Here is a 24,411-nt window from a genome sequence, read left to right as displayed (position 1 = left end):
CCGCCCCCCCCCCCCCCCCCCACTTCCGGTGTCTGCGCTCAGGGCGCCAGCGGCAACTCGAGGAAGCTCGGGTGCGCCGCATCCAGGTGCAGCTGCACGTGCGCCACCTTCGCGTCCGCCGCGGTCTCGTAGCCCTGCCGCCCGCCGCCGTTGAAGTTCTTCTCCCAATACGGGCTGTCCAGCGGGAAGATCACCACCCGCAAGCGCGTGCCCTTGGGCAGGCGGCGCACCACGTAGAAGAACCCGTCGAACACATAGTTGTCCACCACGCCCGGCGTCACCGGCACTTCCCGGTCCATGCCCTTGCGGAAGCGCGCCCGCAGCTGGTCTGAGTCCAGCACCACGGTCTTGCCGTCCGGCAGCAGAGCCTGCAGCTCAGCGCCGATGTCCACGTCCGGCGCATCCACGGAGATGCTGGCGTCCACTTGCGGATAGCCCGCCAGGGTCACGGCCTCTTGTAGCGGCTCGCTCACGTACACCGTGCGGTTTCCGCCGGATGCATCCACCGGATTCGTGAGGTAGTCATCGCCCTGCTCCGCGAGCAGCGCGGCCGCGTCCTGCAGTTTGCCGGGATCGCTGACGAAGCCGTCCGGCGGCTCGTCCGCCGCCGGCGCCGGTACCAGCCGGCCCGCGTGGTAGGGATCGTCCGCCGCGCCGTCCGGCGAGCTGAAGTAGAGCTTGAGGCTGTGGGACGACAGCGCCGCCAGCGAGGGTGCGTGCCGCCACTCGTCGGCGCCCTCGCCCCAGGCGTAGTAGTTCACCTGGTCGCTCAGGGCCGCAGGGCGCTTGCCGCCCTTCAGCACCCAATCCAGCCAGTCGATCTGCAACTGGTCGATGTCCAGCACCGAGTTGTCGGCGAAGCTGAGGCCGCCGAGCTTCTTCTGCGGATAGCGGGTGCCGGGATGGTCCCAGGGACCCATCAGCAGGTAGTGGCGGGAGCGCGCATGGGCCGAGGCGTTGCGCATGAACTCCCGGTAGTAGCGCATCGCGCCCGGCTGGTCGCCGTCGAAGTAGCCGGTGATGGTGAGGATGGGGATGTCGATGCCGGCGTAGTCCTGGGGCTTGGGGTTATAGGCGGCCCAGTAAGCGTCGTAGCCGTGGTGGTCCACCCACTCGAGGAATGCGCCGCGGTTCGTGCCCGCCTCGTCCGCCAGGGTGGAGAACGGCTGGCGCGCCTCGTAGGCATCCACCCAGCGCGAGAGCCAGAACCGGCTGTCGCCGAAGATGTCGCCGTTGCTGGTGTGGCCGCTGGTGAAGGCCAGCCATTGCGCGTCGTAGGAGAACTCGATGCCGTGGGCGCCGGGGAAGTCGTGACCCGGGTACACGGAGGCGGTGGGGATGGCCGCCACCAGGTGCTTGGGGTGCTCGGCCATCACCTGCCACTGCACCATGCCGCGGTAGGAGCCGCCGTGCATGGTGACGCGGCCGTCGCACCAGGGCTGCTTCGCCAGCCACTCCACCACATCCGCGCCGTCCGGGCCGTTGCCCCACAGCGGGCGGAACACGCCCTCGGAGTCGCCGCGGCCGCGCACGTCCACGGTCACGTACACGTAGCCGGCGCGGGTGAACTTCGCGGCGCGGGTCTGGCCCTCCTGCGCGATGTAGGGCGTCATCACCAGCACCACCGGCAGGGGCTTGGGCATCGCCGCCGGCTTCCAGATCATGGCCGAGAGGTGCACGCCGTCGCGCAGCGGGATCATCTGCTGCATCGAGAGACTCATGGCCTGGGGCGCGGGCGCATCGGCGGCATGGCCGGCGGGCATGGACGCCGCGGCGAAGCCGAGCAGCAGCAACGAGATGAGCATCCTGGACATTCCCTATCCCCCTTGTTGGACGAGCCGCGCCAGTGTCGCACGGCGCGTGCATGACGGGCATGCATGCGGAGTCAGACCCCGGCAGCGGCGGGTTTATTCCACAGGGGAAACGCGGTCAGCGCCGCGGCGGCAGCCGCGTGCTGGTCTCCAGCCACCAGGTGGTCATCTTGCGCTGCAAGGGCTCGTGGGCCATCGCGAAGGAGGTCTGGCCAGCGCGGTTCACGGTGTCGGGCCGGGAGCCGGCGCGGATCAGGAACTCCACCACGTCCACGTGGGTGCGTGCGGCGGCGAGGTGCAGCGGGGTGTTGCCGTTCACGTCCTGCAGGTCGAGGCGTGCGCGGAAGGTGAGACACATGCGCACCAGGTTCATGGCACCCTGCTGGGCCGCCTCGTGCAGCGCGGTGCGGCGCGCCCGGTTCTGGTGGTTCACGTTGGCGCCGAGCTCGATCAGCACCCGCGCCAGGGGCTCGCGGCCCTTGCGCACTGCGATCAGGAACGCGGTGTCGCCGTCGTGGTTCAGGGAGTCCACCGGCACGCCGCTCGCCACCATGGCGCGCATGCCGGCGACGCTGGAGCTCGCGGACTGCGCGTAGGCATGCAGCACGCGGCTGCGGCGGTGGCCGGTGATGGTGTTGAGGCCGGCCGCCAGGGCGCGGCGCATCAGCGTCGTATCCGTGGTCTCGCCGGTCTGGATCTCAGTGCTGACCTGCGAGCCCTTGAGCCACTTCCACACGGGAGTATGCCTTCTTATAGGATGGGACCCGGGAGGGCATGATACCAGCCTCCCCGTCCGGGTCAGCCCCAGGCGCGTGCGCTGCGTCACAGCCGGGCTACACTGGATGGGCATGCCAGGAGGGGGAACGTGAAGAAGCAGTTTCCTTGCATATGCATGGCCTCACTGCTCGCGGCCCTGGCCGGCTGCGGCAGCCCCGACTATGCCGCCGGTGATGTCACCGTCCAGCCGAGTCCCGCCGGCTACTACAGCGGCGAGCTGGTCTACGGCGCCCACACGGGGCAGGCGGTGGCCTTGGTCTCGAAGACGGGCGAGGTGCGCATCGTGGAGACCGCCACGGGCCGCGAGCTCATCGCTGACCTGCCCGATTCGAGTTCCGGCTGGCAGACGTCCCTGGAGGGTTACGCCGCCCTCGGCGGCGCGTTGCCGGGCGGTGCTTCCCATTGTCAGGGCGCGCTGGACGGTGATGCGGTGGCGGCGGCGAACCTGTTCGCGGAGTACTCCTGCGGCAGCCTCGAGGGGTTCTTCTCGCTGGACTACGACGACGCGGTGTCCTTCGATCCGCCGGACGTGGCGAAACTCACCGGCATCATGCAGGGATCGCTGCCGGGACACGGGATACTGCTGCTCACCGTCGACTTCGACGGCAGCTACAGCGGCACCGACACCGATGGCTGCAGCTACGAAGGGACATTCACCGCCGCGGACCCCATCATCAACCTCTATGAAATGCAGCTCACGCGCCGCTGCGGCGGCGCCACGCTGCAGCTCGCCGGCTTGGCGAGCCTGGATACCGTCCACGGCCGCCTCTATTTCGGCGTCTCCGACATGGACGACTCCCTGGCGGGGGTACTGGTGTATCAATGAGGCTGCGCAGCCGGGGCAGGCGTGGGATCCATGCCCCACGGTTTTTCCCGCGTTCCCCGCCGGCGCTTGTGGCGCCCGCCGGCCCCGGTTAACTTGGAGAGTGTCAGGGAACCAAGAACCACAATGACGGACGAACGCCGCAAGCACGCACGCAAGCCGGTCCAGGACCGCGCGGTCATCCACCGCCAAGCCACCGCCGCCGACCCGGCTCATTCCACGCTCTACTGCACCACCGTGGACATCTCCGCTGCCGGCCTGCAGCTCAAGCTCAAGCAGGCGCTGGAGGCGGGCGAGCGCATCGACATCGTGATCCACGTGCCCGGCCACAAGGACTCCTTCCACCTGCGGGGCGAGACGCGCTGGAGCGGCGCGGATCGGAACGACAAGGCTTTCCTGCTCGGCATCGAGATCGACGGCAACGGCTCGGACAGCAGCCAACTTTCAGCTTGGCGCAAGCTCTTCACCTGACCTCTCTCTCCCCTCCGCCACCGGACATAAGCGCAGTTACCCATAATCCGGTGGGGTAAGTCGCGTCTTACACCCCTGGGCGCTCCTGGCCGATAGCCCTCCATCCTCACGCCGCCTATAAAGGACGCGGACTCGAAGAAGTCCGAGTGGGGGACCCAAATGGAATTCGGAACACGCGCACCGTCTGCGGCGCGACGGGTATCCCTCGGGTGGAGTGCAGACCGACCAGGGAGGAAGAGACCCATGCGCAAGAGTTCATCCATGCTGCGCCGCCTGCTGGCGGCCGCGGTCACGCTACTGCTGGCGGATGGCGCCGCGGCGGCGAACCATTTCTACGTACCCTTCACGCTCACGCTCGGCGCCGGCGGCGACAAGGGCGTGTGGCTGGCGGACACGGACCATCTGGGCAACCCGCCCTACCAGATCACCAACCAGGTGCTGGATGCCGGCGGCCAGGTGGCGGTGCTGGACGACTGGAGCTACAACGCCGTGAGCCACATGGCGACCAACGTGCAGCCGCAGATGCTGGTCTACGGCCTCAACGGCCACCTCTATAAGGTGGATCTGCACCGCATCCAGCCGGTGGCCCAGTACAGCAGCGGCAGCTACGCCGAGCTGTGCAGCCTCACGGCCCTGGACGAGCGGCCCTTCGCCGCGGCCAAGGCCTACGTGCAGGCGGTGGTGGAACCGGTCGTTTCCGTGAACGACTGCGCCTCGGGTCTCGGCACCCAGACCTGGCTGATCCCGGCCGGCGCCGATGCCAGCACCGCGCCCATGATCCAGCCGGCCCACTGGACCGTGCTCGGCGCGTTCACCGACCCCACCGACGACAGCTTCGTGCGCTGGGTCGTGTGGACCGGCAACTCGGTGGACGCCTACAAGGCCAACTTCAGCAGCCACACCACGCTCTTGGTGGGCCCGCCCGCCGGCCCCGCGCCCTTCGTCCTTGGCCGGCAGGACGGCGTCGCGTTCCTGGTGTCGCCCAGCGACGACGGCACCAACCACACCGACGCGCTCTACCGCGTGACCATGACGGCCTCGGGTCTGGTGACGAGCTTCAGCTACGCGGACAGCTCGCCCTGCACCGGCTTCACCGGCGGCTCCTTCACGGATCCGGCCACCGGCGTGCTGCTGTTCGCCGAGCCCACCAGCACGGGCTACGCGGTCTACACCGCGCCCCTCGCCGGCGGCGCCCCCAGCGCGGTCTACGCGGACGCGAGCGGCGGCGAGTGCGCCGGTCTCGGCGGCGACGGGCCTTCCGCCGGCCACCTGGGCCTCAACGAGGTGGACATGAGCACCGGCTTCCAGCACGTGATCGTGCTCAGCGAGGCCGGCCCCGTGGGCCAGACGCCGGTGCTGGTGGCGGGCGGCGGCGCGAACCAGAACGCCTTCCTGCGCTACACCATCGCGGGGCGCTACTGGATCGACGTGCGGGACTTCAGCTTCAGCCCCGTGCAGTTCACCGCGGTGGTGGCCAACGGCGACGGCAGCGTCGCCACCACCTACGCCAACTCCCGCATCGGCGACGACCTGTGGGGCGGCTTCCGGCCCAGCGGCGCCGCCGCGATCATCGAGCGGGACTTCGTGTACCTCTTCAGCCCGAACCCGGCGCCTTGCAGCGGCGGCAGCCTCGCGGCCATCGAGACCGTGGGCCTCACCGGCACCGCCATCAGCGGCGTGCCGGCGGATGCCTGCAATGCGCTCGCCTACGGCTGGGCCCCGGCGAGCGTGGGCTACGTGCAGCAAGCGGGCGGCAGCTCACCGGTGGAGATCGACCCGGTAGGCGGCAAGCTCTACTTCCTGCTGGGACCGGACCCGGACGGCACGTTCCAGAACCTGTCGCTGCTGCCGGGCTATCCGTTCTTCTGAACCCCGAGGGGAACCCGGGTTCTCCGAGTTGGGGCGCCGCAAGGCGCCCCTTTTTTGTGCGGTCAGGCCTTAAGCCCGGTCAATAGACCACCATCTTCAAGGTGGGCAGAGGCCGGGGCGCGGGGGCGTCGCCGCCCAGGTAGATGGTGATCGTGTCCTGAAGGTCCGGGAACGCCGCATCCAGGAAACTCACCAGCGGCTTGGGGTCGCCCTTCAGCCAGAACCTCGCGTAGTCCGCGTCCGTAAGGCCGTGCAGGTTGTGGCCTGACTGCTTCTGCTCTTCCCAGGTGGCGCCGCCGGGCACCGCCACCAGCGACTGGTCCACTTCGAGTTCGTGATCCGCGATGATGGGAGTCGCCTGGTCGCCGGCGGGCGCGAAACCGCAGTCACGGCAGGCATGGTGCAGGGAATTGCCCACCACCACGACCCGCACCGTCATCCTCAGCTCATCCCCCTCGCTCGCCATCTGCATCTCGGGGATGAGGAACACCAGGCTGTCCGCATCGGTCCGGGCGGCGAGCTGCTGCATCTCGGCGAGGTTGGGACTCCGGTCCAGCGTCCGGTGCGAAGCAGTACTGAGCGCCGATACGCCGGCCACCGCCTGCTCCATCGCCGCCTGGACGCGGTCCGGCCAGTGCTGGGCGCTGAAGAGCCCCGCCGAACGCTCCATGTCATCGTCCATGCCTCCGGAATACTGGTTGCCCGCGAAGTACGCGGCTGCCCCCACTCCGCCGAACAGGAAATTCAGCGTGACGAACTTGCCCACATGCGCCATGTGGGTGCCGAGCGGGTCGGTGACCTCGATGACATCCTGCGCACGCACGTAGACGATTTGCGGCTTGCCCATGTGGCGCTGCTGGACGGAGCCCAGGTGCGGCTGTGACGAACAGCCCGACAGCGCGCACAGCCACATCACAGCGCACGCCGCCGCACGGCGCGGGAATATACGCATATCCATGGACGACCCCTTAGACAAATCCCTTTCAGAGGGCTCTATGTTAGGTGGGCGGGTAGCCGCCTACAAGGAAGCCCGCCAAGCCTGGTATCTGCCCCAATGGGATGCGCGTTGGGTTCGCTACCCCCGGAGGGGGGTATATGTCAGTTTTGTGACAGGGAGTCCCGGCACAACACTTCCATGCAGTCGAACACGGCGAGCAGACACTGTATAGCCCCTCCCCTCTCTCAACCTGCCTGCGGCAGGGCGGCCTCCGGCGCTTCCGCCGAAGCAGGCACCGGGACTTTGAACCAAGCGGCGTACAGCGCCGGCAGGAAGAACAGCGTCATGATGGTGGCGACGGTGATGCCGCCCATGAGTGCCGCCGCCATGGGGCTGAAGAGGTCGCTCTGCAGCAGCGGGATCAGCGCCAGCACCGCAGCCGCGGCGGTGAGGCTGATGGGACGGAAGCGGCGCACCGTGGCGCCCACGATGGCCTCCAGCGGCGGATGGCCCTCGCGGATGTCGTGGTCGATCTGGTCCACCAGGATCACGGAGTTGCGCATGATGATGCCGAACATGGCGATGGTGCCGAGCATGGCCATGAACCCGAAGGGCTGGCCGAAGAGCAGCAGCGCCCCGCTCACGCCCACCAGTCCGAGCGGCGCGGTGAGGAGCACCATGAACGTGCGCGAGAAGCTCTGCAGCTGAATCATGAGCAGGGTGAACACCACGAACAGCATCACCGGCATCTGCACGTTGATGGAGTCCTGGGCCTTGGCGCTGTTCTCGACGGAGCCGCCCACCTCGATGCGGTAGCCGAGCGGCAGGTGCGCGCGGATGTCCGCGAGCTGCTTGTCGATGGCGTTGGTCACGTCGATGCCCTGGGCGCCGCCCTGGGTGTCGGCGCGCACGATCACAGTGGGCTGGCGGTCGCGCTCCCAGATCACGCCGTACTCGAGGCCGTACACGGGCTTGGCCACCTGGGCCAGCGGCACGGACTTGCCGGCGGCGGTGGGGATCATGAGGTTGCCCAGGTTCCCCAGGTCCGCCCGCTCCGCCGCAGGCGCGCGCAGGTCCACGCCGATGAGCTTGTCGCCTTCCCGGTAGTAGGTGGCGGTGTAGCCCGTGAGGGACATGTTCAGGAACGCGGCCAGGTCGTCGCTGCCGATGCCGAGGAGGCGCGCCTTCTCCTGGTCTATCTCCAGGTGCACGCTCTTGTTGGCGGGACCGTCCCAGTCGTACTGCACGCCGATGGTGTCGGGGTTGGCGCGCATCACCTCCGCCACCTGGGCCGCGATGCCGCGCACCGTGGCGATGTCGTCGCCCGAGACGCGGAACTGCACCGGGAACCCGACCGGCGGGCCGTTTTCCAGACGCGTCACCCGGCCCTGCAGGCCCGGGAAGTCCTTCGCCAGCTCATCCTCGACGCGGGGACGCAGCGCCTCGCGAGCCTCCACCGAGTGGGTGGTCACCACGAACTGGGCGAAGTTGCGCTGGGTGAGCTGCTGGTCGAGGTTGAGGTAGAAGCGCGGCGAGCCCGCGCCCACGTAGCTCACGTAGTTGTCGATGCCCTCCTGGGTGGCCAGGAACTTCTCCATGCGCTGGGTCTCGCGCAGCGTCGCCTCGTAGGAGGCGCCTTCCGGCAGGCGCAGGTCCACCAGGAGCTCATGCCGGTCAGATGAGGGGAAGAACTGCTGCGGGATGAGCGTGAAGCCCGCCACCGCCAGCACGAACAGGCCCGCCGCGGCGGCCAGCACTTTGCGGCGGTGCCCCACGCACCAGGCGATGAGCGCGCGGAAGCGTGCATAGAACGGCGTAGAGTACACGTCGTGCTCGTCATTGCGCTCGCCCGGCTGGGGCAGGCGCGCGGCCAGGGCCGGGGCGCGCCGCTCCAGCCAGGTGCGCCACCAGGGGGTGGCGTGCTGATGGGCTTCGGGTAACAGCTTGAACCCGAGATAGGGGATCACCACCACGGCAGCCACCCAGGACACCAGCAGCGCGATGGCCGAGACCTGGAAGATGGAGCGGGTGTATTCGCCCACGCTGGACTTGGCCAGCGCGATGGGCAGGAACCCGGCCACGGTGACCAGGGTGCCGGTGAACATGGGGAACGCGGTGGAGGTGTAGGCGAAGGCCGCGGCCTTCACCCGGTCGTAACCCTGCTCCAGCTTCACGGACATCATCTCCACCGCGATGATGGCGTCGTCCACGAGCAGGCCCAGGGCCAGGATCAGGGTACCGAGAGACACCTTGTGCAGGCCTATGCCGAAGGCCCACATCAGGGACGCGGTGGCCGCGAGCACCAATGGGATGACGATCACCACCACGGTGCCGGTGCGAAGCCCGAGGCTCAAGAGGCTCACGATGAGCACGATGAGGATGGCCTCGCCCACCGCCTCCTGGAACTCGCCCACGGACTGGCGCACCGCCACGCCCGCGTCCGTGACGCTGTGGAGCGTCAAGCCCGCCGGCAGGCGCTGCTGCAACGAGGCGATGGCGGGAGTCAGGTGCTTGCTGAGGTCGATGAGGTCGCCGCCCGCCTGCATGGTGACGCCGATGCCCAGCACCGGCCGGCCCCCGAAGCGCAGCTGCTGCTCCGGCGGGTCCTGGTAGCCGGAGCTGATGCGGGCGATGTCGCCCAGGCGCAGCAGCCGGCCGTTGGCGCGGAACGTCACTTCCCTGAGGCTCTCCACCGACTGGAACTGGCCGCTGCCGCGCAGGCTGATGTGCTCGCCGCCCACGTCGAAGTTGCCGGCGGGCAGCACCGCGTTCTGGGCCTGCAGCACCGCCACCACGTCCTGTGGGCGCACACCTAAGGTCGCGAGCTTGCGGTTGGAGATCTCCACGTGGATCACCTCCGGCTGCTCGCCGAAGTAGTCCACCTTGGCCACGCCTGGCACGCGCAGCAGCTGCTCGCGCAGCTTGTCCGCGTAGTCCTTGAGCTCGGCGTAGCTGTAGCCGTCGCCCTCCAGGGCGTAGATGTTGGTGTAGACGTCGCCGAACTCGTCGTTGAAGAACGGGCCCACCACGCCCTGGGGCAGCTGGCCGGCCATGTCGCCCAGCTTCTTGCGCACCTGGTACCAGGTGCCGGGCACCGCGCTCGCGGGCACCGAGTCCTTGATGTTGAAGAAGATCAGGGATTCGCCGGGCTTGGAGTAGCTCTGCAGGAAATCCAGGTTCTCGGTCTCCTGGAGTTTGCGCTCCAGGCGGTCTGTCACCTCACGCTGCACCTGGGCCGCCGTGGCGCCGGGCCACAGGGTCTTGACCACCATCACCTTGAACGTGAACGGCGGGTCCTCGGACTGGCCGAGCTTGCTGTAGGCCAGGAGGCCCAGCAGCGCCGTCACGATCATGGCGTAGAGCACGAGGCTGCGGTGCCGGAGCGCCCACTCCGAGAGGTTGAAGCCGCCGGTCACAGCGGTGCGCTCGCGACGCGGGTCTCGACGGCGGGCGCGGCAGGCTTCACGGGCTCGCTCTCATAGAGCTCGTTCACACCCTTCAGTACCACCGTGTCGCCGGCAGCGAGGCCCGAGGCGATGATCACGCCCTCGTCCGTGTAGCGGCCCACCTGCACGGGCTTGAGCACCGCCAGGGAAGTCTTGGGGTCCACCACCCACACGGCGGCGGACTGGTCCTTGTGGTAGAGCGCGCTCAGGGGGATCAACAGTTCTTCCGGGTCAACGGCGTCCGCCACGTTCACGGCGGCGGTCATGCCGAGCTTCACTTCCGGGCCCGCGCCCGCGAGGGCGATCTTGATGAGGAAGGTGCGTGTGGCCGGGTCCGCGGAGGCGGACTTCTCCCGCACGGTGCCCGCGTAGCTCTTGCCCTCCACGCCCCAGAGGCTCACGCGGATGTCCTTGGCGCCGCTGAACTCGCCGATGCGGTTCTCCGGCACGTCGATGTACACCTCGCGGCCGGCGGACCAGGCGAGGCTCATCACCGTCTGCCCCGCCGCCACCACCTGCCCTGCCTCCGCATCCACGGAGGTGACCACGCCGTCGTGGTCCGCGCGCAGCTCGGTGTAGGCGAGCTGGTTGCCGCGCAGATCGTAAGCGCGCTGGGCCTGTTGGTAGCTGGCCTGGGCGGAGGTGAAGAGGTCCTGCTGGTGTTCGAAGGCGGAGCGGCTCACGGCGCCGCTCTTCACCAGGGAGGCGTAGCGGTCGAGGTCCCGCTGGGCGGTCTCGTAGGCACTCTTGGCGGCGGTGAGGGCTGCCTCGGCTGCATCCTTGTTGAGAGCGGCGTCCGCCGCGTCGAGCTTGGCCAGGAGCTGGCCGGCCTTCACCGAGTCCCCCAGGTTCACCTGTCGCGCCACGATCTTGCCCGGCACCCGGAACCCCAGGGCCGACTCGTAGCGGGCGTGCACGTCGCCGCTGTACTTGTCCCGGGCGGTGGTGTCCGTCGGCATGAGCCGCGCGGCGATCACGGGCTTGGCCGGGACCTCCCCCTTGGCCTCATGGCCGCAGGCGGCCACCAGGCTGGAGGTGGAGATAAGCGCGAAAAGCAGGGGCAGCGGGGGGATGCGGGTGGCCATGGGTGCCTCAATCTTGACAGCGTTAAGTTGGGGGCGTAGAGTGTGCTCTCATGAACTTAACGGTGTCAAGATTTACGAGACAATTTTTTGAGCCCGCCCCGGCGCGACGTCCGGGCCGCAAAGAGGCCTATCTATAATGTGTCCCATGCGCCTCATCAAGAACGCCTACCACCACGGCGACCTGCGGAACGCATTGGTCGTGGGTGCACTCAAGCTCATGGAGAAGGACGGCGAGTCCTTCTCTCTGCGCGACCTCGCCAAGCGGGTGGGCGTGAGCGCCCCTGCCCTCTACTCCCACTTCACCGACAAGGAAGCGTTGCTGGTGGCGATAGCGATCTCCGGGTTCGACAAGCTCAAGGACTGCCTGGAAGCCGCCATCGGCAAGGTGGCTGATCCCGAGCAGAAGTTCCTGCAGATGGGCCAGGCCTACGTGCAGTTCGGCATCGACAACCCCGCTCTCTACAAGCTCATGTTCTCCGGCGAGGAGCTGCCGGCGAAGCGCTTCAAGTTCCCCGAGATCAAGGACGCAGGCAACCGCGCCTTCCACGCCCTCACCGGCATGCTGGAAGAGATGCAGAAGAGCGGCTTCATGCGCCAGGGCCACCTGGAGCTGGACGGCTTCACCATCTGGTCCCACGTGCACGGGTTGACGTCCCTAATCATTACGGGACGTGTGGAATGCATGGCCGACCACGTCGAAGGTATGCCCATGATCCCGGCGGACCAGCTGGTGGATCTCAGTCTCAAGAGCCTGTTGCAAGGTTTCCGCTCGCGGTAAGAACTACTGCGCGATGCAATATTCTTCTTTTTCATCTGCTTACCTATCACCCGTCCCTGGTGTGCCTTCCAGCCCGGACATCCATGTCCGGTCGTTCGCCCGGGCGGAATTCTATTCCGCCTAATGGCACGGGCGAACCCTCCCTCCCCTGAAACCTGGGCTCTCGCCATGCTCGGCATCATCGCTGCCGGCACGGTGGGGTTCGTGGTGTTCTATTTCCTGGGCGCGCTCTCGGGCCGGCAGCTCCTGGCACTCTTCGGCCTGGCCGCGTTGGGCGTCGTGAGCGTGGTGCTGCGGTATCTCGGCAACGCCAGGCTGCCGAACGCCTGACTCCAGCTCATCTGCATCCCGCGAAGCCTCTCGTCACCCGCTGACCACCCTCTTCTTCCCTGTGATCAGCAGCGCCAGCACGAACAGGGGCAGGCACCACAGCACGGAGACCCCGAAGACCGCATCCATCGGCAGCCAATGTTGCAGGAACCCCGGCAGATAGGAGCCCAGGCCCTCGCCCACCATCAGTGCCGCCACCAGCAAGCCGGCCACCCGGGTGGCCGAGCGTGGAAACGTGGCGAACGCGAAGGACATGCTGAAAGGATAGAAGATGCCGCAGGCGGCGCCCGCCGCGGCGAACAGTGCCACCAACATATGGGGCGCAGCCGCCAAGGCGATGGCCGTCAGGCAGGCAGCCATGGCTACCGGCGAGGCGAGGTAGAAGATGCGCGTGTGTCCGCGCACCGCACTCAAGCCCAGCCGCAGGACCGTCATGGCGGACCAGAAAGCGGTTAGCGCGAATGCCCCTTCACCCACGGACCCGCCGTGCAGACCGAGATAGAGGGCCGCCCAACTGCCGAACGTGCCCTCGACGGCGGCATAGAGCAGGACTGCCGCGGCGAACGGCAGCAGCGGGCGCCAGCGCCAGCCGGACTCATCGGCGGTCGTCTGCGTCTCGCCGGACAGGACCATCGAAGCCAGTGCGGCGCCAAGGAACAGGACGCTCAAGGTGACCGGCCACGCCCACCACAAGTCCACGCTGGCGAGACCGCGCAGCACCAGCGGCGAGAACGCGGTCGCGCCGCCGATGACGGCGTTCAGCACCGTCACCGCGGCGACGGTGGCGCGCGGGAAGAGTTGCGTCGCGAGATCGTTGATCACCGCCAGGGTGAGACCGAAACCCAGCCCCAGCAGAGCAGTCTCCAGGAGCAGCAGCGCATAGGCGGTATCCCGGCCGGCGAACAGCACACTCGCGGCGAGCAGGGCCGCGGCCAGCACGTTGCAGCCGAGCCCCAGGCGGAAGCTGCCCCTCGCGCCCCAACGCCGGCGCAGGTTGCCGGCAAGCAAGCCGCTCAGGATCGCGCCCACCATCTGCGGCAGGAACAGTGCGCCGTATGCACCGGAGGACAAGCCGTAAGGCGGCGCCTCCAACACCGCGCCGAGGGCGGGGACCAGCACGAAGGCTGCGCCCTGCAGCAGGCCCGCGCCATATACCACTGCGACGGCGGCCCATCGGCGGCTCATGGAGCATGCCGTCCCTTACAGGTAGGCGGGCACGACGGGCTGCTTGCAGAGGACACGATGATCATGGCGCTGACTGACATGCTACCGCGGCAGCCGCGATGCGGCTTCCTGGATCCACCTGACACATGTTCTTATGGTGACAAGCTGGGACAGCAGGCGCGGGTGACCGGTGGGGCATCGGGCTCGCGGCAACTCGGCGCGGTGAACGTGATCCTGCGCCACTCGGCGACTTGAGGCTGCGAACGCCTGACCCAAAGAGAAGGCCGCTCAAGAGAGCGGCCTTCGTGTTTCGGCCTAGCCGGGCTCAGCTCCGGCGGCGCAGGAACCCTACACCCAGCAACGCAAGACTCGCCAGCAGCGGGAATCCCCCGCCGCCACCGCCGGAACCGGAACTGCCGGAGCCGCTGGGGAGATGCGAGTTGCTGTAGACATAGACCTGATGGTCGCTGGCCGCGCCATAGACCTTCTCCGACCGCGGGTCCACGGCGAAGGCCGATATCTTCACGTACTGGCTCCCAGACGAAGCGCTGACGGTGTGCGACGACCCTGAAGCCGCCATGGCTTCGGTCCGGCTGGCAGTGGCTGCGGACCCGGACGGGTCGACGAGCTTTGTCCAGTGGGCGCCGGAGTCCGTGGAGACGTATACCGCGAAACCCGGGAGGGCGGCGTAGATCACTACCGGGTCGTGCGGATCGACCTCGAGGATACTGAACGCGTAATCGGGTACGTCGCCGGCCTTGGCCCACTTCTTGCCGCCGTCCGTGCTCTTGTACACGCCGTGGTTGCCCGCGCAGGCGTACACGTTGTCCCCATCCTTGGGATCCACGGCGACACACCACACGCCCTCCGAGCCCGCCAGGCCGGTGTCCGAGAGAGACCATGTCTTGCCGCCATCGGTACTCTTGGACAGGCTGCTTTGGAAGCCGCCGATGTACAGCACGTCGCTGTCCGTCGGGTCCACCGCCAGTGACCAGACGCCGTCAGCGGGCAGGCCACTCACCGACTGGGTCCAGTGGGCTCCCCCGTCGGTGGACTTCAGGACGTGGCCGCCGCCGGTCCCCGCATAGACCGTATCTGCCCGCTCCGGATCCGTGGCCACGATGTCGATCGATCCATCGCTGCGGCTGGTGATACGCGACCAGGTATCGCCGCCATTGGTGGTCTTGTAGAGATGGCTCTGATTGGTCATATACAGCGTGCCCGGTGTCGCTGCCTCGACGAGGGAACGGGTCGTGATCCCTGAGCTGCCGATGCCGATATCCAGGCCATCGTCCTTCATGGCCCAGGTCGCGCCGCCATCGGTGCTCTTGAAGATGCCGGTGCCGATCGAACCCAGGTAGATGTCGCCGGTGCTATCCATCAGTACGTTGAACGCATAGACACCGGCGAGCCCCTCCGTGGATTCCGCCCAGGTCGAGCCTCCGTCCGTGCTCTTGTACACGCCGAAGGCCTGGGAAGAAGCGTAGACCGTGGCCGGTGTGACCGGATCGTAAGCCAGGTTGTAGACCGCGTTGCCATGGGGCATGGCGACGGGGTCCCAGTGTGCACCTTGATCCCTGCTCATCCAGAGCACGCCGGTGATGGTGGCGTCTTCTACGCCCAAGATGACCTGGGAATCGCTGGGATCGACCGCGATGACCGTGAAATTGGCGGCGGGTGTGTTGATGGGTGCCCATGTGGCTCCGGCGTCGTTGGAGACGTAGCTGCCGGCATAGACGTTCTGGTCATCGCTTGGGTCAACGACCACATCAGCGAACGCGAGCGTGGGAAGGTGCTGCGTCCAGTGGGCGCCGCCGTCCGTGCTCGAGTAGAGGCCGGACAGGGCATCACCGTCCCGTGCCCCAATGGAGCCGTCGTAATCCCCGACCTGGCTGGAGAGATACAGCACCTGCGGGTCCGCCGGGTCTATGGCGATCCGGGTGCACCAAGCCTTCGCATTGCCGGTTAGGCCGCTCATGCCGGTGTCGATCAGATTCCAGCTCTCGCCGCCGTCCACGCTCTTGTAGACATTGCAACCGTTGACGAAGTCATCGTTGGCGATGGTATAGACCACGCCCTCGTTCACCGGGTCCACAGCCACCACGTGAGCCTTGGTGATGCCGCCAAGGTGGCTCCAGGATTCGCCGCCGTCATCGGATTTCCAGAGGCCGCTGTCATGGCCTGCCACGTACACGTTCGCCGGCTGGACGGAATCGACCGCGAGGTCTATGCCGTCTGCGTCGTTCATGGAGAAGGTGAGGCTCCAGTGGGCGCCGCCATCGGTACTCTTGAACACGCCGGGGTTGGCCATGGCGTAGAGCGTGTCGGGATCCGTGGGGTCCACCACCACCTTGAACACCTGGCCGCCCGACGGCTGGCCGGCGACGACCCAGACATCGTCCGCGGCCCAGCTGGGCGCGACGGCGAGCACTAAGCCTGCGACGGCGAACGCCGCGGCGCGGCGGGAGATACGTCCCTGCATGTAAGACCCCTTAAGTCCCAGGAAGGCTATATAAGACAGCCACTAGCGTACCGGGATAGACCCTCTGCCGCTACCGCGGCGGGAAGGCCTGTTTCCAGGACCAAGATGCGGGATTTGGGCCGGAATTCACACGGCACGACACAAATTCAAATGGTCAGGATGCCTTGCGGATGAAGTCCGCGGCTTTCTCGGCGATCATGACCGTGGGTGCATTGGTGTTGCCGGCGATGAGCACCGGCATGATGGAGGCGTCCACCACGCGAAGGTTCTGCACGCCGTTCACCCTCAGCTCCGGGTCCACCACGGCGCCGGTATCCGTGCCCATGCGGCAGGTGCCGGCGGGGTGATAGATGGTGTCCGCGCGGACGCGGATGGCGGCTTCGATCTCGGCATCCGTCTGCACCTTGGCGGTGAAGAGCTCGCCCTTGCGGTAGGGTGCGAAGGCGGGCGCCCCGAGGATGGCGCGCGCCAGCTTGAAGCCCTTCACCAGCACGGCCATGTCTTGCGGCGCGCTCAGGAACTTCGGATCGATGAGCGGCGCGGCCAGCGGGTCCGCGCTCGCGAGCGTGACCCGGCCGCGGCTCTTGGGGCGCAGCACGCAGGCGTGCAGCGAATAGCCGTGGAGCAGGTGCGCCAGGGTGCGGCCGTGGTTGTGCACGACGGCGGTGCAGAAATGCAGCTGGATATCCGGCGCCGGGAGCTTGGGATCGGACTTCAGGAAGCCGCCCGCCTCCGCCACGTTGGTGGTGAGCATGCCGCGCCGCTCGCGCCTGAAGCGGAAGACCTGCCGGATGAGCTTCAGCACCCCGCGGGGCGAGCCGCCCAGGAGGTCCAGGCTGCTGGAGCGGTGGATGAGGGTGAAATCCAGGTGATCCTGCAGGTTCTCCCCCACCTCTGGCAGGTGCTGCACCACCGGGAGGCCGAATTCCTGCAACTGCTTCGAGTCGCCGATGCCGGAGAGCAGGAGCAACTGCGGGGACTGGAACGCACCAGCTGAGAGGATCACCTCGCGCCGCGCCTGCAGGGATTCCCGCTTGCCGCGGCGCTGGTATTCCACGCCGGTGGCGCGCTTGCCCGTGAAGAGCACGCGCCGCGCGTGGGCGTGGTTAAGCACCGTGAGGTTGGGCCGCGACATCACCGGATGCAGGTAGGTCCGGGCCACGCTCCAGCGCTCCCCGTTCTGCTGCGTGACCTGGTAGAGCCCCACCCCTTCCTGGGTGGCGCCGTTGAAGTCCGGGTTCTCCACATGCCCCGCCTGCCGCGCCGCCTCCAGGAACACCTTGTCCATGGGGTTGTCGGTGTAGAGATCGTTCACCGGCAGGGGGCCGGAGTCGCCATGGTAGGCATCGTGGATGCGCGCGTTGCCTTCCGAGCGCCTGAAGTAAGGCAGCACTTCCTTATAAGACCAGCCCGGCACGCCCCAGGCGTCGTAATCCGAGGCGTGGCCGCGGGTGTAGATCATGGCGTTGATGGCGCTGGAGCCGCCCAGCACCCGGCCGCGGGGCTGATAGCCGCGGCGGCCATTCAGGCCCGGCTGCGGCACCGTCTTGAAGCACCAGTTGATGAAGGGCGCGGGCACCGTGAACATGATGCCGAGGGGGATCTTCACGCCCCAGCCGGTCCCCGCCCCGCCCGCTTCCAGCAGGCAGACGCTCACGGCCGGGTCTTCGGAGAGTCTGGCGGCCAAAACACAGCCAGCAGAGCCTCCACCGACTACAACGTAGTCGAATGAATCAGTAGGAGTCATTGACTACACACTCCCCGATATCCACGGCCTGGTCGCCACCGAGCACGAAGCTCGCCGGATGCGGCGAGTGGAAAGAAGCAACCGAGTATATCTGCTACTAGACAGATTGGACCCAAGTATCTTCGGAGACGATGTAGATTGGACACCCAAGCGTCTTATATTCCATCGCTTTTTCGATCTTTCTTCCGAAACTCGTATGGGCCCACTCGTGGCTTGCCATCGCCCCGATGACTAAATAGTTCAAGTCTTTACGAATGCCGCTGATAGCCACACCGCCTCGGCTATTCACTGCCCGCTCGCAGGCTGCGCGGGTACCAAAGAGAAATTGGCCGGTAAAACAGAAATACTTATTGGGTATTACAACTTCGATACCATCTTCAAGCGGTAGCTTGGTCGACATGCCTGACGTGGCACCAGTTTGCTGTAACGTCCCGCCCAATAGATCTTTTAAGATCTGTTCTAAGTGACCCCGCTCCTCTTCCGTGATCTTGCCGTCTTTCACTACTTCCTTTACCCGAGCTGTGATGATATTGCCCGGAAATGTATCTGCCAGCTCGGAATGGTCCTTGAGCCAAACGTCCAGAAAACGAATCTCCTCAACTGACAAGTGATCGTCTGCCAAAAATCCCGCGCAGATTCCGAGTAGTCCTTCGCAGGATCGCGCCAGAAGTCTCGCGTCTGTAGCCGCTCGTCGAGCAAATGAGTTTTTCATGTGCTGTACTCCCTTGCTATCTCGCAACTCGAGACTACTTTTCGCTAAGATTCTTCCCCCGGCGTAAGGTCGGCAGTGATCAGTCGGAATTGCTCCAACGCGGCTTCAAGGTCGTCTACGATTTCCTGAGCGATAACATCGGGCACCGGGAGATTCTCGGATTCAGAAAGACTCTCGTCCTTCAACCAGAAGATGTCCAAGCTGGCTTTATCGCGCTTGATAAGCTCGGCATAGTCATATGCGCGCCAACGCCCTTCTGGCTTCTTTTCGGACCACGTTGCCTTGCGCTCGTGGCGATTCTCAGGGTTGTAGCACTTAATAAATTCTTCCAAATCTTCATATTTCAGCGGATCAGTCTTCAGAGTGAAATGCTTGTTGGTTCGTAGATCATAAATCCAGAGCTTCTTAGTCCAGGGCTTTTCCTGGGCAGGCTTCCTATCGAAGAAAAGCACGTTCGCCTTAACGCCCTGGGCATAGAAGAGACCCGTAGGTAGTCGCAGTAAGGTGTGAACATCCGCCTGCTTCAATAACTCGCGGCGGACAGTTTCGCCTGCGCCGCCTTCAAACAGAACATTGTCCGGAACGACAACAGCAGCCCGGCCATGTTGCTTGAGAATCGTAAAAACGTGTTGCAGGAAATTGAGCTGCTTATTACTGGTAGTAGCCCAGAAGTCATCGCGACTGATAACCAGAGCCTCACGACTTTGCCCACCAGCTTCGTTCGTAACGGTGATGCTACTTCTCTTGCCAAAGGGCGGATTTGTAAGAACTACTTCGTATTCGCCGTGTTTCCCCAACAGAGCGTCTTTCACCATGATTGGGACTACAGCGTCTGATTCTGCTTGGACGCCATGTAGCACAAGATTCATGCAACACAGGCGCGCCACGCTGTCCACCAGTTCCACACCTTGTAGAGCCTTGGAATTGAGGCGTTTGAGCTGAGTCTTATCAAGTTTATTGTGGTTACGAATATAGCTATGAGCGGCAAGAAGAAAACCGCCCGTGCCGCATGCCGGATCACATATGGTCTCACCTGGCTGGGGACGCATTACATCGACGATCGCCTGAATCAGGGGGCGTGGTGTGAAATACTGTCCCGCTCCACCTTTCACGTCCTCGGCATTTTTTTGCAATAACCCTTCATAAGCATCGCCCTTAACATCAGTGTCGAGAGACGACCATTGCTCTTTATCGATAAGGTCGGCAACAAGGCGACGCAATTTTGCCGGATCTTGGACTTTGTTTTGAGCTTTCCGAAAAATTATGCCTATAAGCCCGGGGCGTTTTCCCAACTCCTCGAGCGTATGACGATAATGAATTTCTAGATCATCACCATCCAGTTTTACCAAGGAATCCCAGCCGAACCCCTTTGGAACGGGTGAAGGCTTGTTAAATGGTGAGCGAGTCTGCTCATCCGCCATCTTCAGAAACAGCAAATACGTTAATTGCTCGAGGTAGTCTCCGTACGAAAGACCATCGTCCCGAAGAATGCTGCAGTAATTCCAGAGTTTTTGCACTACGTTAGATGCGTTCACTTATAGATCTCAAAATTGATTAATTAGCCGGACTAAATGCTTTTGCTAAAATAGTCTGCCGAAGACGTTCGGCGCGTTGCAGATTTACATCTACTTGCGCTTCAGCTTCACGCAGAAGCGACAATCTTCGGTCGGATTCATCGACAATTCTAAGTTGCTCCGCTATAGGAGGGAGCGGAATGGCGAGTTTTCTACAGGTCGTAACTTGGAGGTTGAACTGTCCAGCTGTTGCTTTTGCTGTACGTTCAAGTCGCTCCGAAATCGGTGCCGACATGAGCCAAATAGCTAGCAACTTATTGCTTATCGCGGCTGACGGTCGGAACGTGACGATCGCCTGATTAATATTCCACTCTGTGTAAAGATCCGATGCTATCGACACCTTGCCTAAAGGTGGGCCAACTATATTTGTCAGAACGTCGCCAGGAAGTACGCGCGACCGACTAAGTAACCCCTCATGAGTCGCACGTTTGATGAATGTAGGTTTAATACTAAAATCCAAACTACCGTCAAAAGTCAGGTTATAAACCTTTATGAACGGCACCTCTCCTTTTCCTGGATACATCTCACTAGCTACTGGAGTTGATCCGCTGGATATCGGACTACAGACCTGCTCGGTTGTTACCCACACCCACCCCTCCGGAAGCCGGGGCAAAGCACTAATATTAGGGGCATCAGGTTCCTTGTATTTTCCCCTCCCTTTCCATTGGCTACGGCGTGTTTCCAGGATACGCTCGAGAAGTTGCTCACCAGTCTCATAGCTGCGCCCTTCGCGTTTAGCGATTAAAGCTTCGGTCTCTACAAGTCGGCCTTCGACACCAGCCTTAAGGACAGATGCTTTGTAGCGCTTCAGATTGGCTTTGATGCGCTTGAGATTGGTAACTGCTTCGTCAAGGCGAGAGAATTGTTTTTCGATTTCAGCAACGATCGAATCTTGCTCATCTAGGGCAGGTAGCGGGAGCGGTATCTCAGCTATGGACTTAGACGACAAGTGTTTGACCGTCACTGAAGAAGTGACGTCATTGATTGCCTGGAGATAGCCAGGGAGGACGTAGTCCAAAAACTTTGGTCTGTATTTGTCGGACTTAAGCACTAACCGACATACTCGCTGATTGAGGAGACCATCAACTCCGCGCCAGCGGGAGCACTTAAAGTCGCCATCCATCCCGATTAACAAATCCCCGGCCCTGACAATAAACTCGGGACTGTACTCGCCCACGTAATTCGTATCTGTAGCATCAGCTCCAACATCACGAATTCGGATTAGGGGTACGCCCCGATCCTTCGAAAACTTTGAGGATTCAAAAGGGAATCCATTCTGAACGTTAGCAATATTCCCGAGCAGGACGCGTTCCCAAGAATCGTGTTTACCAAGCAATGGGTTCTTGCTCTTTTCAACAATTTCGGAAACAGGAATGCTCAAAGCCATGGCTATGCCGCCAATGTTTGGTTTAGTTCATCCATTAGCGGCCAAAGCTTCTCGCCGAAAACCTTGTATACCGGCCCAAGGACGTTATCCGCCTCTAGGTGCTCCCGATCTACACTACCGCTGGCAATCACGTAGTCTCGCATTTTTTCTAACCAGCTGAGCTCATTCGTATTAAACCCAGCTTCATTTGCTTGCTTATTTTTTAGCCATTCGGCGAAGCGCGTGCGTACGTGCTCTTCAAAAGGTTCCAGCACCGGCTCCTGCTCCCAGGCAAAACGCACGAGAGAAATCAGGTCCGTAAACCGCTTGACCTGACCCTGCACCTTGGAAGGATTTGTCTGGCGGTATGCCTGCCAGAGACTATCTGTAGTCCAATGCCCCGGAGCTTCTTTTAGTTTGACCTCCAGATCTCGCAGCGCTTCTTCGGTCAAGCGCTGTTTGTAAGGGCGGCTATAAAGAATCTGCAAAGCCTCGATCTCAGGCCTATGCTCTTCTATATATTCCCGGAATGAGCGGGTAAGGCTTTCGGCTTTTTGCTTTGCCGCTACGTCGAATCCCTGATCTACAACCTTGTCTATTGTGACCTTATCTATGGTCTGCTCAGCTTCTTGCTTGATGTTGGCGAGCAAATCACGGAATACCGAGTCGTCGAACAGCCGGCAGGCATCAGTCGCCAGTAGTTCCTGTGCCGCTTTCAGCTCATCGGACGATGGCACATAGTTCTCAGACTTACCCTCGGTCGCGGCCTTGGCTGCAGCCGCTTTGGCAATGCTGTCCGGATCACAGGCACTCAGGAGCTTATTAGCAAGCGCCGATAGCGTGACACCTTGAGTGTGGTGCGTTATCCGCTGGCGATCCTCAGGACTGATTGCTCTATCCAAGCGTGCCAATCTACCAGCAAGACTGGTCAAACTCGCTTCATCCCGCTTGCCGAACGCTACCCCCAGCATGAGCTTGTCGAAGGAAACGCCGGGCTTCTTTTCGAGGGGGCGTGAATCGGTCTTGTCGCTTTCGCAGACACCTACGGCGTCCACGATCACGAAATGGGTCTTGGCATTCGCCTCCGCACCGCTCACGGCTTGAAGCTCCGTGGGCGAAAGCACGCGAGTGCCGCGACCCTTCATCTGCTCGAAATAGACGCGGCTGCGGACGTCGCGGATAAATATCAGGCATTCCAGCGCGCGAATATCCGTACCCGTGGCAATCATATCCACTGTGACCGCAATCCTTAGCTGCGGGCTGGTGCGGAACTCCTGTATCAGGCTTTCAGATTTCTCGTAGCGCTTGGTTTCGGAATTGTAAGTCTTGTAAGTGATCTTTTTGCAGAAATCGTTGCCTTTGCCGAATACCTCACGGCAGATGTGCAGGATATCCTCGGCGTGACTGTCATCCTTGGCGAATATCACCGTTTTGGGCACCAGGGCCCGACCCGGGAAAAGCTCAGGCAGTGCCTGTTTGAATGCCTCCATGACCGTGCGAATTTGCGATGGAACCACTACGGAGCGGTCCAGCTCCTTGCCGGCGTAAGCCAAATCTTCATCCAGCCTTTCCCACCTGACCTTGCGGGTTTCCCGGCTGCGCTTGTCGACGTAGTTGCCCGCTTCGACCTTTGAACCCTTATCGGTGACTTCGGTCTTTATCCGGTACACGTCATAGCCAACATTCACGCCATCTGCAACGGCACGGTCGTGCCCGTACTCCATGACAAGATTCTGGTTGAAAAAGCCGATAGTCTGCTTGCTGGGAGTAGCGGTAAGACCTATCAAATAGGCGTCAAAATATTCCAACACTTGGCGCCACAGGTTATAGATGGACCTGTGACATTCGTCGGTAATGACGAAATCGAATTCCTCAATCGGGATTGCGGAATTGTAGGCGACTTCCCGAACGCGGCCATCGACCGCAGACACTTCAAAGCCGGAAACTTCATCCAGATCTTCCGCCAACTCTTCCCCGCGCAACATGGAATAGACGCGCTGAATGGTGGAAATCGTAACTCGGCATACCGGATCTATATTGTTGGATGTAAGGCGCTGGACGTTATATAGCTCCATGAACTTCCGGTTGCCATCCGGAACGACGTACTGCTTGAATTCCGTTTCTGCCTGCCGCCCAAGATTGGCGCGATCTACCAGAAAGAGCACACGCCGCGCTCCGGCATACTTGATTAGCCGATACACAAGTGCGCAAGAGGTAAAGGTCTTGCCTGCGCCCGTGGCCATCTGAATCAAGGCGCGGGGCTTATCCTGGGCCAGGGACTGCTCAAGTTTGGTGATTGCCTCGATTTGGCAATCTCGCATGCCGGTCGAGGCAAGTGGCGGCATCTGGCGCAGGCGCGCCCGAAGGGTATCCGGCTCTTGCAACCATTCAGCCAGGGTTTCGGGTTTGTGAAATGCGAATATCGGTCGGGAACGAGGCTCAGGGTCCGCCGTGTCCCTGAAAAGCGTCTCGATTCCAGTGGACTCGTAGATGAAACGCAGATTGGCCTTTGCTTGCAGGAATGCGGGCAATTTCCCGGCGTAGAAGGCCGATTGCTCTGCAACTCCGGATAGCCGTGTCCCTTCACGTTTTGCTTCTATGATCCCCACCGCGGCACGATCTACCATTAGGAGGTAGTCGCATTTCCCTTCCGACAAGGGGACTTCGCGTACAGCTATGCCTCGTGAAGCTCCAGGACTATAGGCCCGGTAGTCCTGCACAGCCCAACCGGCCGCGGTCAGCAGCTGATCTATTTCTTGCCTAGCTTGTTGTTCATCGTTTGGCGGGGTCAAACGACGTCCCTTATTTCACCCCTGAAACAACATAATACCGCCCCTTCCCCGCTTAGCTCCACCTATTCCAAACTCTAAGAAGTACCGCATTCCCCGCTATCAACACCGCAAAAACCCCAGCCAGAAGTCCCTGCCCAGCCAGCGCAAGGCTCAGAGCCGCGATCTCAAGGAACAAAAATCCCACAACTGCCTTCCACGGCTCTCTCGGCGGGAACTTGGCTTTATGAGCAGGCAGGTTTTTGCTCCT

The 24,411-nt window shown here is 63.3% G+C and carries 17 protein-coding genes; 5 read left to right on the top strand and 12 right to left on the bottom strand.

Annotated elements, in window-relative coordinates; genetic code table 11:
- Positions 1 to 38 precede the first annotated feature (38 nt).
- Together VF651_04050 and VF651_04045 are read right to left on the bottom strand one after the other, a co-directional pair.
- Positions 39 to 1,814, bottom strand: coding sequence for a CocE/NonD family hydrolase (locus tag VF651_04050; GenBank protein ID HEX7964871.1), 1,776 nt, complete (start codon positions 1,812 to 1,814; stop codon positions 39 to 41).
- 115 nt (positions 1,815 to 1,929) lie between these two features.
- Entirely contained in the window at positions 1,930 to 2,547 is a 618-nt protein-coding gene (locus VF651_04045; GenBank protein ID HEX7964870.1) for an ankyrin repeat domain-containing protein, read from the bottom strand.
- Positions 2,548 to 2,703: 156 nt separating this feature from the next.
- On the opposite strand from VF651_04045, the gene VF651_04040 reads away from it, so the two are divergent.
- From VF651_04040 to VF651_04030, 3 genes are all read left to right on the top strand, one after another.
- Positions 2,704 to 3,414 carry a hypothetical protein gene (locus tag VF651_04040; GenBank protein ID HEX7964869.1) on the top strand — a complete coding sequence of 237 codons (711 nt, stop codon included), beginning with the start codon at positions 2,704 to 2,706 and terminating at the stop codon, positions 3,412 to 3,414.
- 123 nt (positions 3,415 to 3,537) lie between these two features.
- Positions 3,538 to 3,882, top strand: a complete 345-nt coding sequence (locus VF651_04035; GenBank protein ID HEX7964868.1) for a PilZ domain-containing protein — start codon at positions 3,538 to 3,540, stop codon at positions 3,880 to 3,882.
- Positions 3,883 to 4,125: 243 nt separating this feature from the next.
- A complete protein-coding gene (locus VF651_04030; GenBank protein HEX7964867.1) occupies positions 4,126 to 5,751 on the top strand; it encodes a hypothetical protein in 1,626 nt (541 codons plus the stop codon).
- A gap of 79 nt (positions 5,752 to 5,830) precedes the next feature.
- On the opposite strand, the gene VF651_04025 is transcribed toward VF651_04030, so the two are convergent.
- From VF651_04025 to VF651_04015, 3 genes are all read right to left on the bottom strand, one after another.
- Positions 5,831 to 6,709 (bottom strand): hypothetical protein, encoded by an 879-nt coding sequence (locus VF651_04025; protein HEX7964866.1) that lies wholly within the window; start codon positions 6,707 to 6,709, stop codon positions 5,831 to 5,833.
- A 224-nt stretch (positions 6,710 to 6,933) separates the two neighbouring features.
- Positions 6,934 to 10,104, bottom strand: coding sequence for an efflux RND transporter permease subunit (locus VF651_04020; GenBank protein ID HEX7964865.1), 3,171 nt, complete (start codon positions 10,102 to 10,104; stop codon positions 6,934 to 6,936).
- Positions 10,101 to 11,219, bottom strand: a complete 1,119-nt coding sequence (locus VF651_04015) for an efflux RND transporter periplasmic adaptor subunit (GenBank protein HEX7964864.1) — start codon at positions 11,217 to 11,219, stop codon at positions 10,101 to 10,103. Before VF651_04015 ends, VF651_04020 begins: the two co-directional genes overlap by 4 nt.
- A gap of 145 nt (positions 11,220 to 11,364) precedes the next feature.
- Between VF651_04015 and VF651_04010 the strand changes: the two genes are divergently transcribed.
- Together VF651_04010 and VF651_04005 are read left to right on the top strand one after the other, a co-directional pair.
- A complete protein-coding gene (locus VF651_04010; protein ID HEX7964863.1) occupies positions 11,365 to 11,997 on the top strand; it encodes a TetR/AcrR family transcriptional regulator in 633 nt (210 codons plus the stop codon).
- A 168-nt stretch (positions 11,998 to 12,165) separates the two neighbouring features.
- The gene (locus VF651_04005; GenBank protein HEX7964862.1) at positions 12,166 to 12,327 is read left to right on the top strand and encodes a hypothetical protein; all 162 of its coding nucleotides are present in this window, start codon (positions 12,166 to 12,168) and stop codon (positions 12,325 to 12,327) included.
- Between the two features lie 33 nt (positions 12,328 to 12,360).
- Here the strand turns inward: VF651_04005 and VF651_04000 are convergent, their stop codons facing one another.
- The 7 genes from VF651_04000 to VF651_03970 all read right to left on the bottom strand — a co-directional run bounded on the left by VF651_04000 (position 12,361) and on the right by VF651_03970 (position 24,164).
- Entirely contained in the window at positions 12,361 to 13,512 is a 1,152-nt protein-coding gene (locus VF651_04000; protein ID HEX7964861.1) for an MFS transporter, read from the bottom strand.
- A gap of 304 nt (positions 13,513 to 13,816) precedes the next feature.
- Positions 13,817 to 15,973 carry a hypothetical protein gene (locus VF651_03995; protein ID HEX7964860.1) on the bottom strand — a complete coding sequence of 719 codons (2,157 nt, stop codon included), beginning with the start codon at positions 15,971 to 15,973 and terminating at the stop codon, positions 13,817 to 13,819.
- Positions 15,974 to 16,127: 154 nt separating this feature from the next.
- A complete protein-coding gene (locus VF651_03990; protein HEX7964859.1) occupies positions 16,128 to 17,720 on the bottom strand; it encodes a choline dehydrogenase in 1,593 nt (530 codons plus the stop codon).
- Between the two features lie 97 nt (positions 17,721 to 17,817).
- Positions 17,818 to 18,432 (bottom strand): BRCT domain-containing protein, encoded by a 615-nt coding sequence (locus tag VF651_03985; GenBank protein ID HEX7964858.1) that lies wholly within the window; start codon positions 18,430 to 18,432, stop codon positions 17,818 to 17,820.
- 44 nt (positions 18,433 to 18,476) lie between these two features.
- Positions 18,477 to 19,967 carry a class I SAM-dependent DNA methyltransferase gene (locus VF651_03980; protein ID HEX7964857.1) on the bottom strand — a complete coding sequence of 497 codons (1,491 nt, stop codon included), beginning with the start codon at positions 19,965 to 19,967 and terminating at the stop codon, positions 18,477 to 18,479.
- Positions 19,968 to 19,986: 19 nt separating this feature from the next.
- Complete coding sequence (locus VF651_03975) at positions 19,987 to 21,393, bottom strand: restriction endonuclease subunit S (GenBank protein ID HEX7964856.1); 1,407 nt, start codon at positions 21,391 to 21,393, stop codon at positions 19,987 to 19,989.
- Between the two features lie 2 nt (positions 21,394 to 21,395).
- Positions 21,396 to 24,164, bottom strand: coding sequence for a DEAD/DEAH box helicase family protein (locus VF651_03970; protein ID HEX7964855.1), 2,769 nt, complete (start codon positions 24,162 to 24,164; stop codon positions 21,396 to 21,398).
- Positions 24,165 to 24,411 lie beyond the last annotated feature (247 nt).

It is taken from the genome of Gammaproteobacteria bacterium (assembly GCA_036383255.1).
Taxonomy (GTDB): Bacteria; Pseudomonadota; Gammaproteobacteria; order Natronospirales; family REEB76; genus DASUBN01.
Note: the sequence above shows the minus strand (reverse complement) of the source record. Positions and strands in the feature narration are given on the sequence as shown.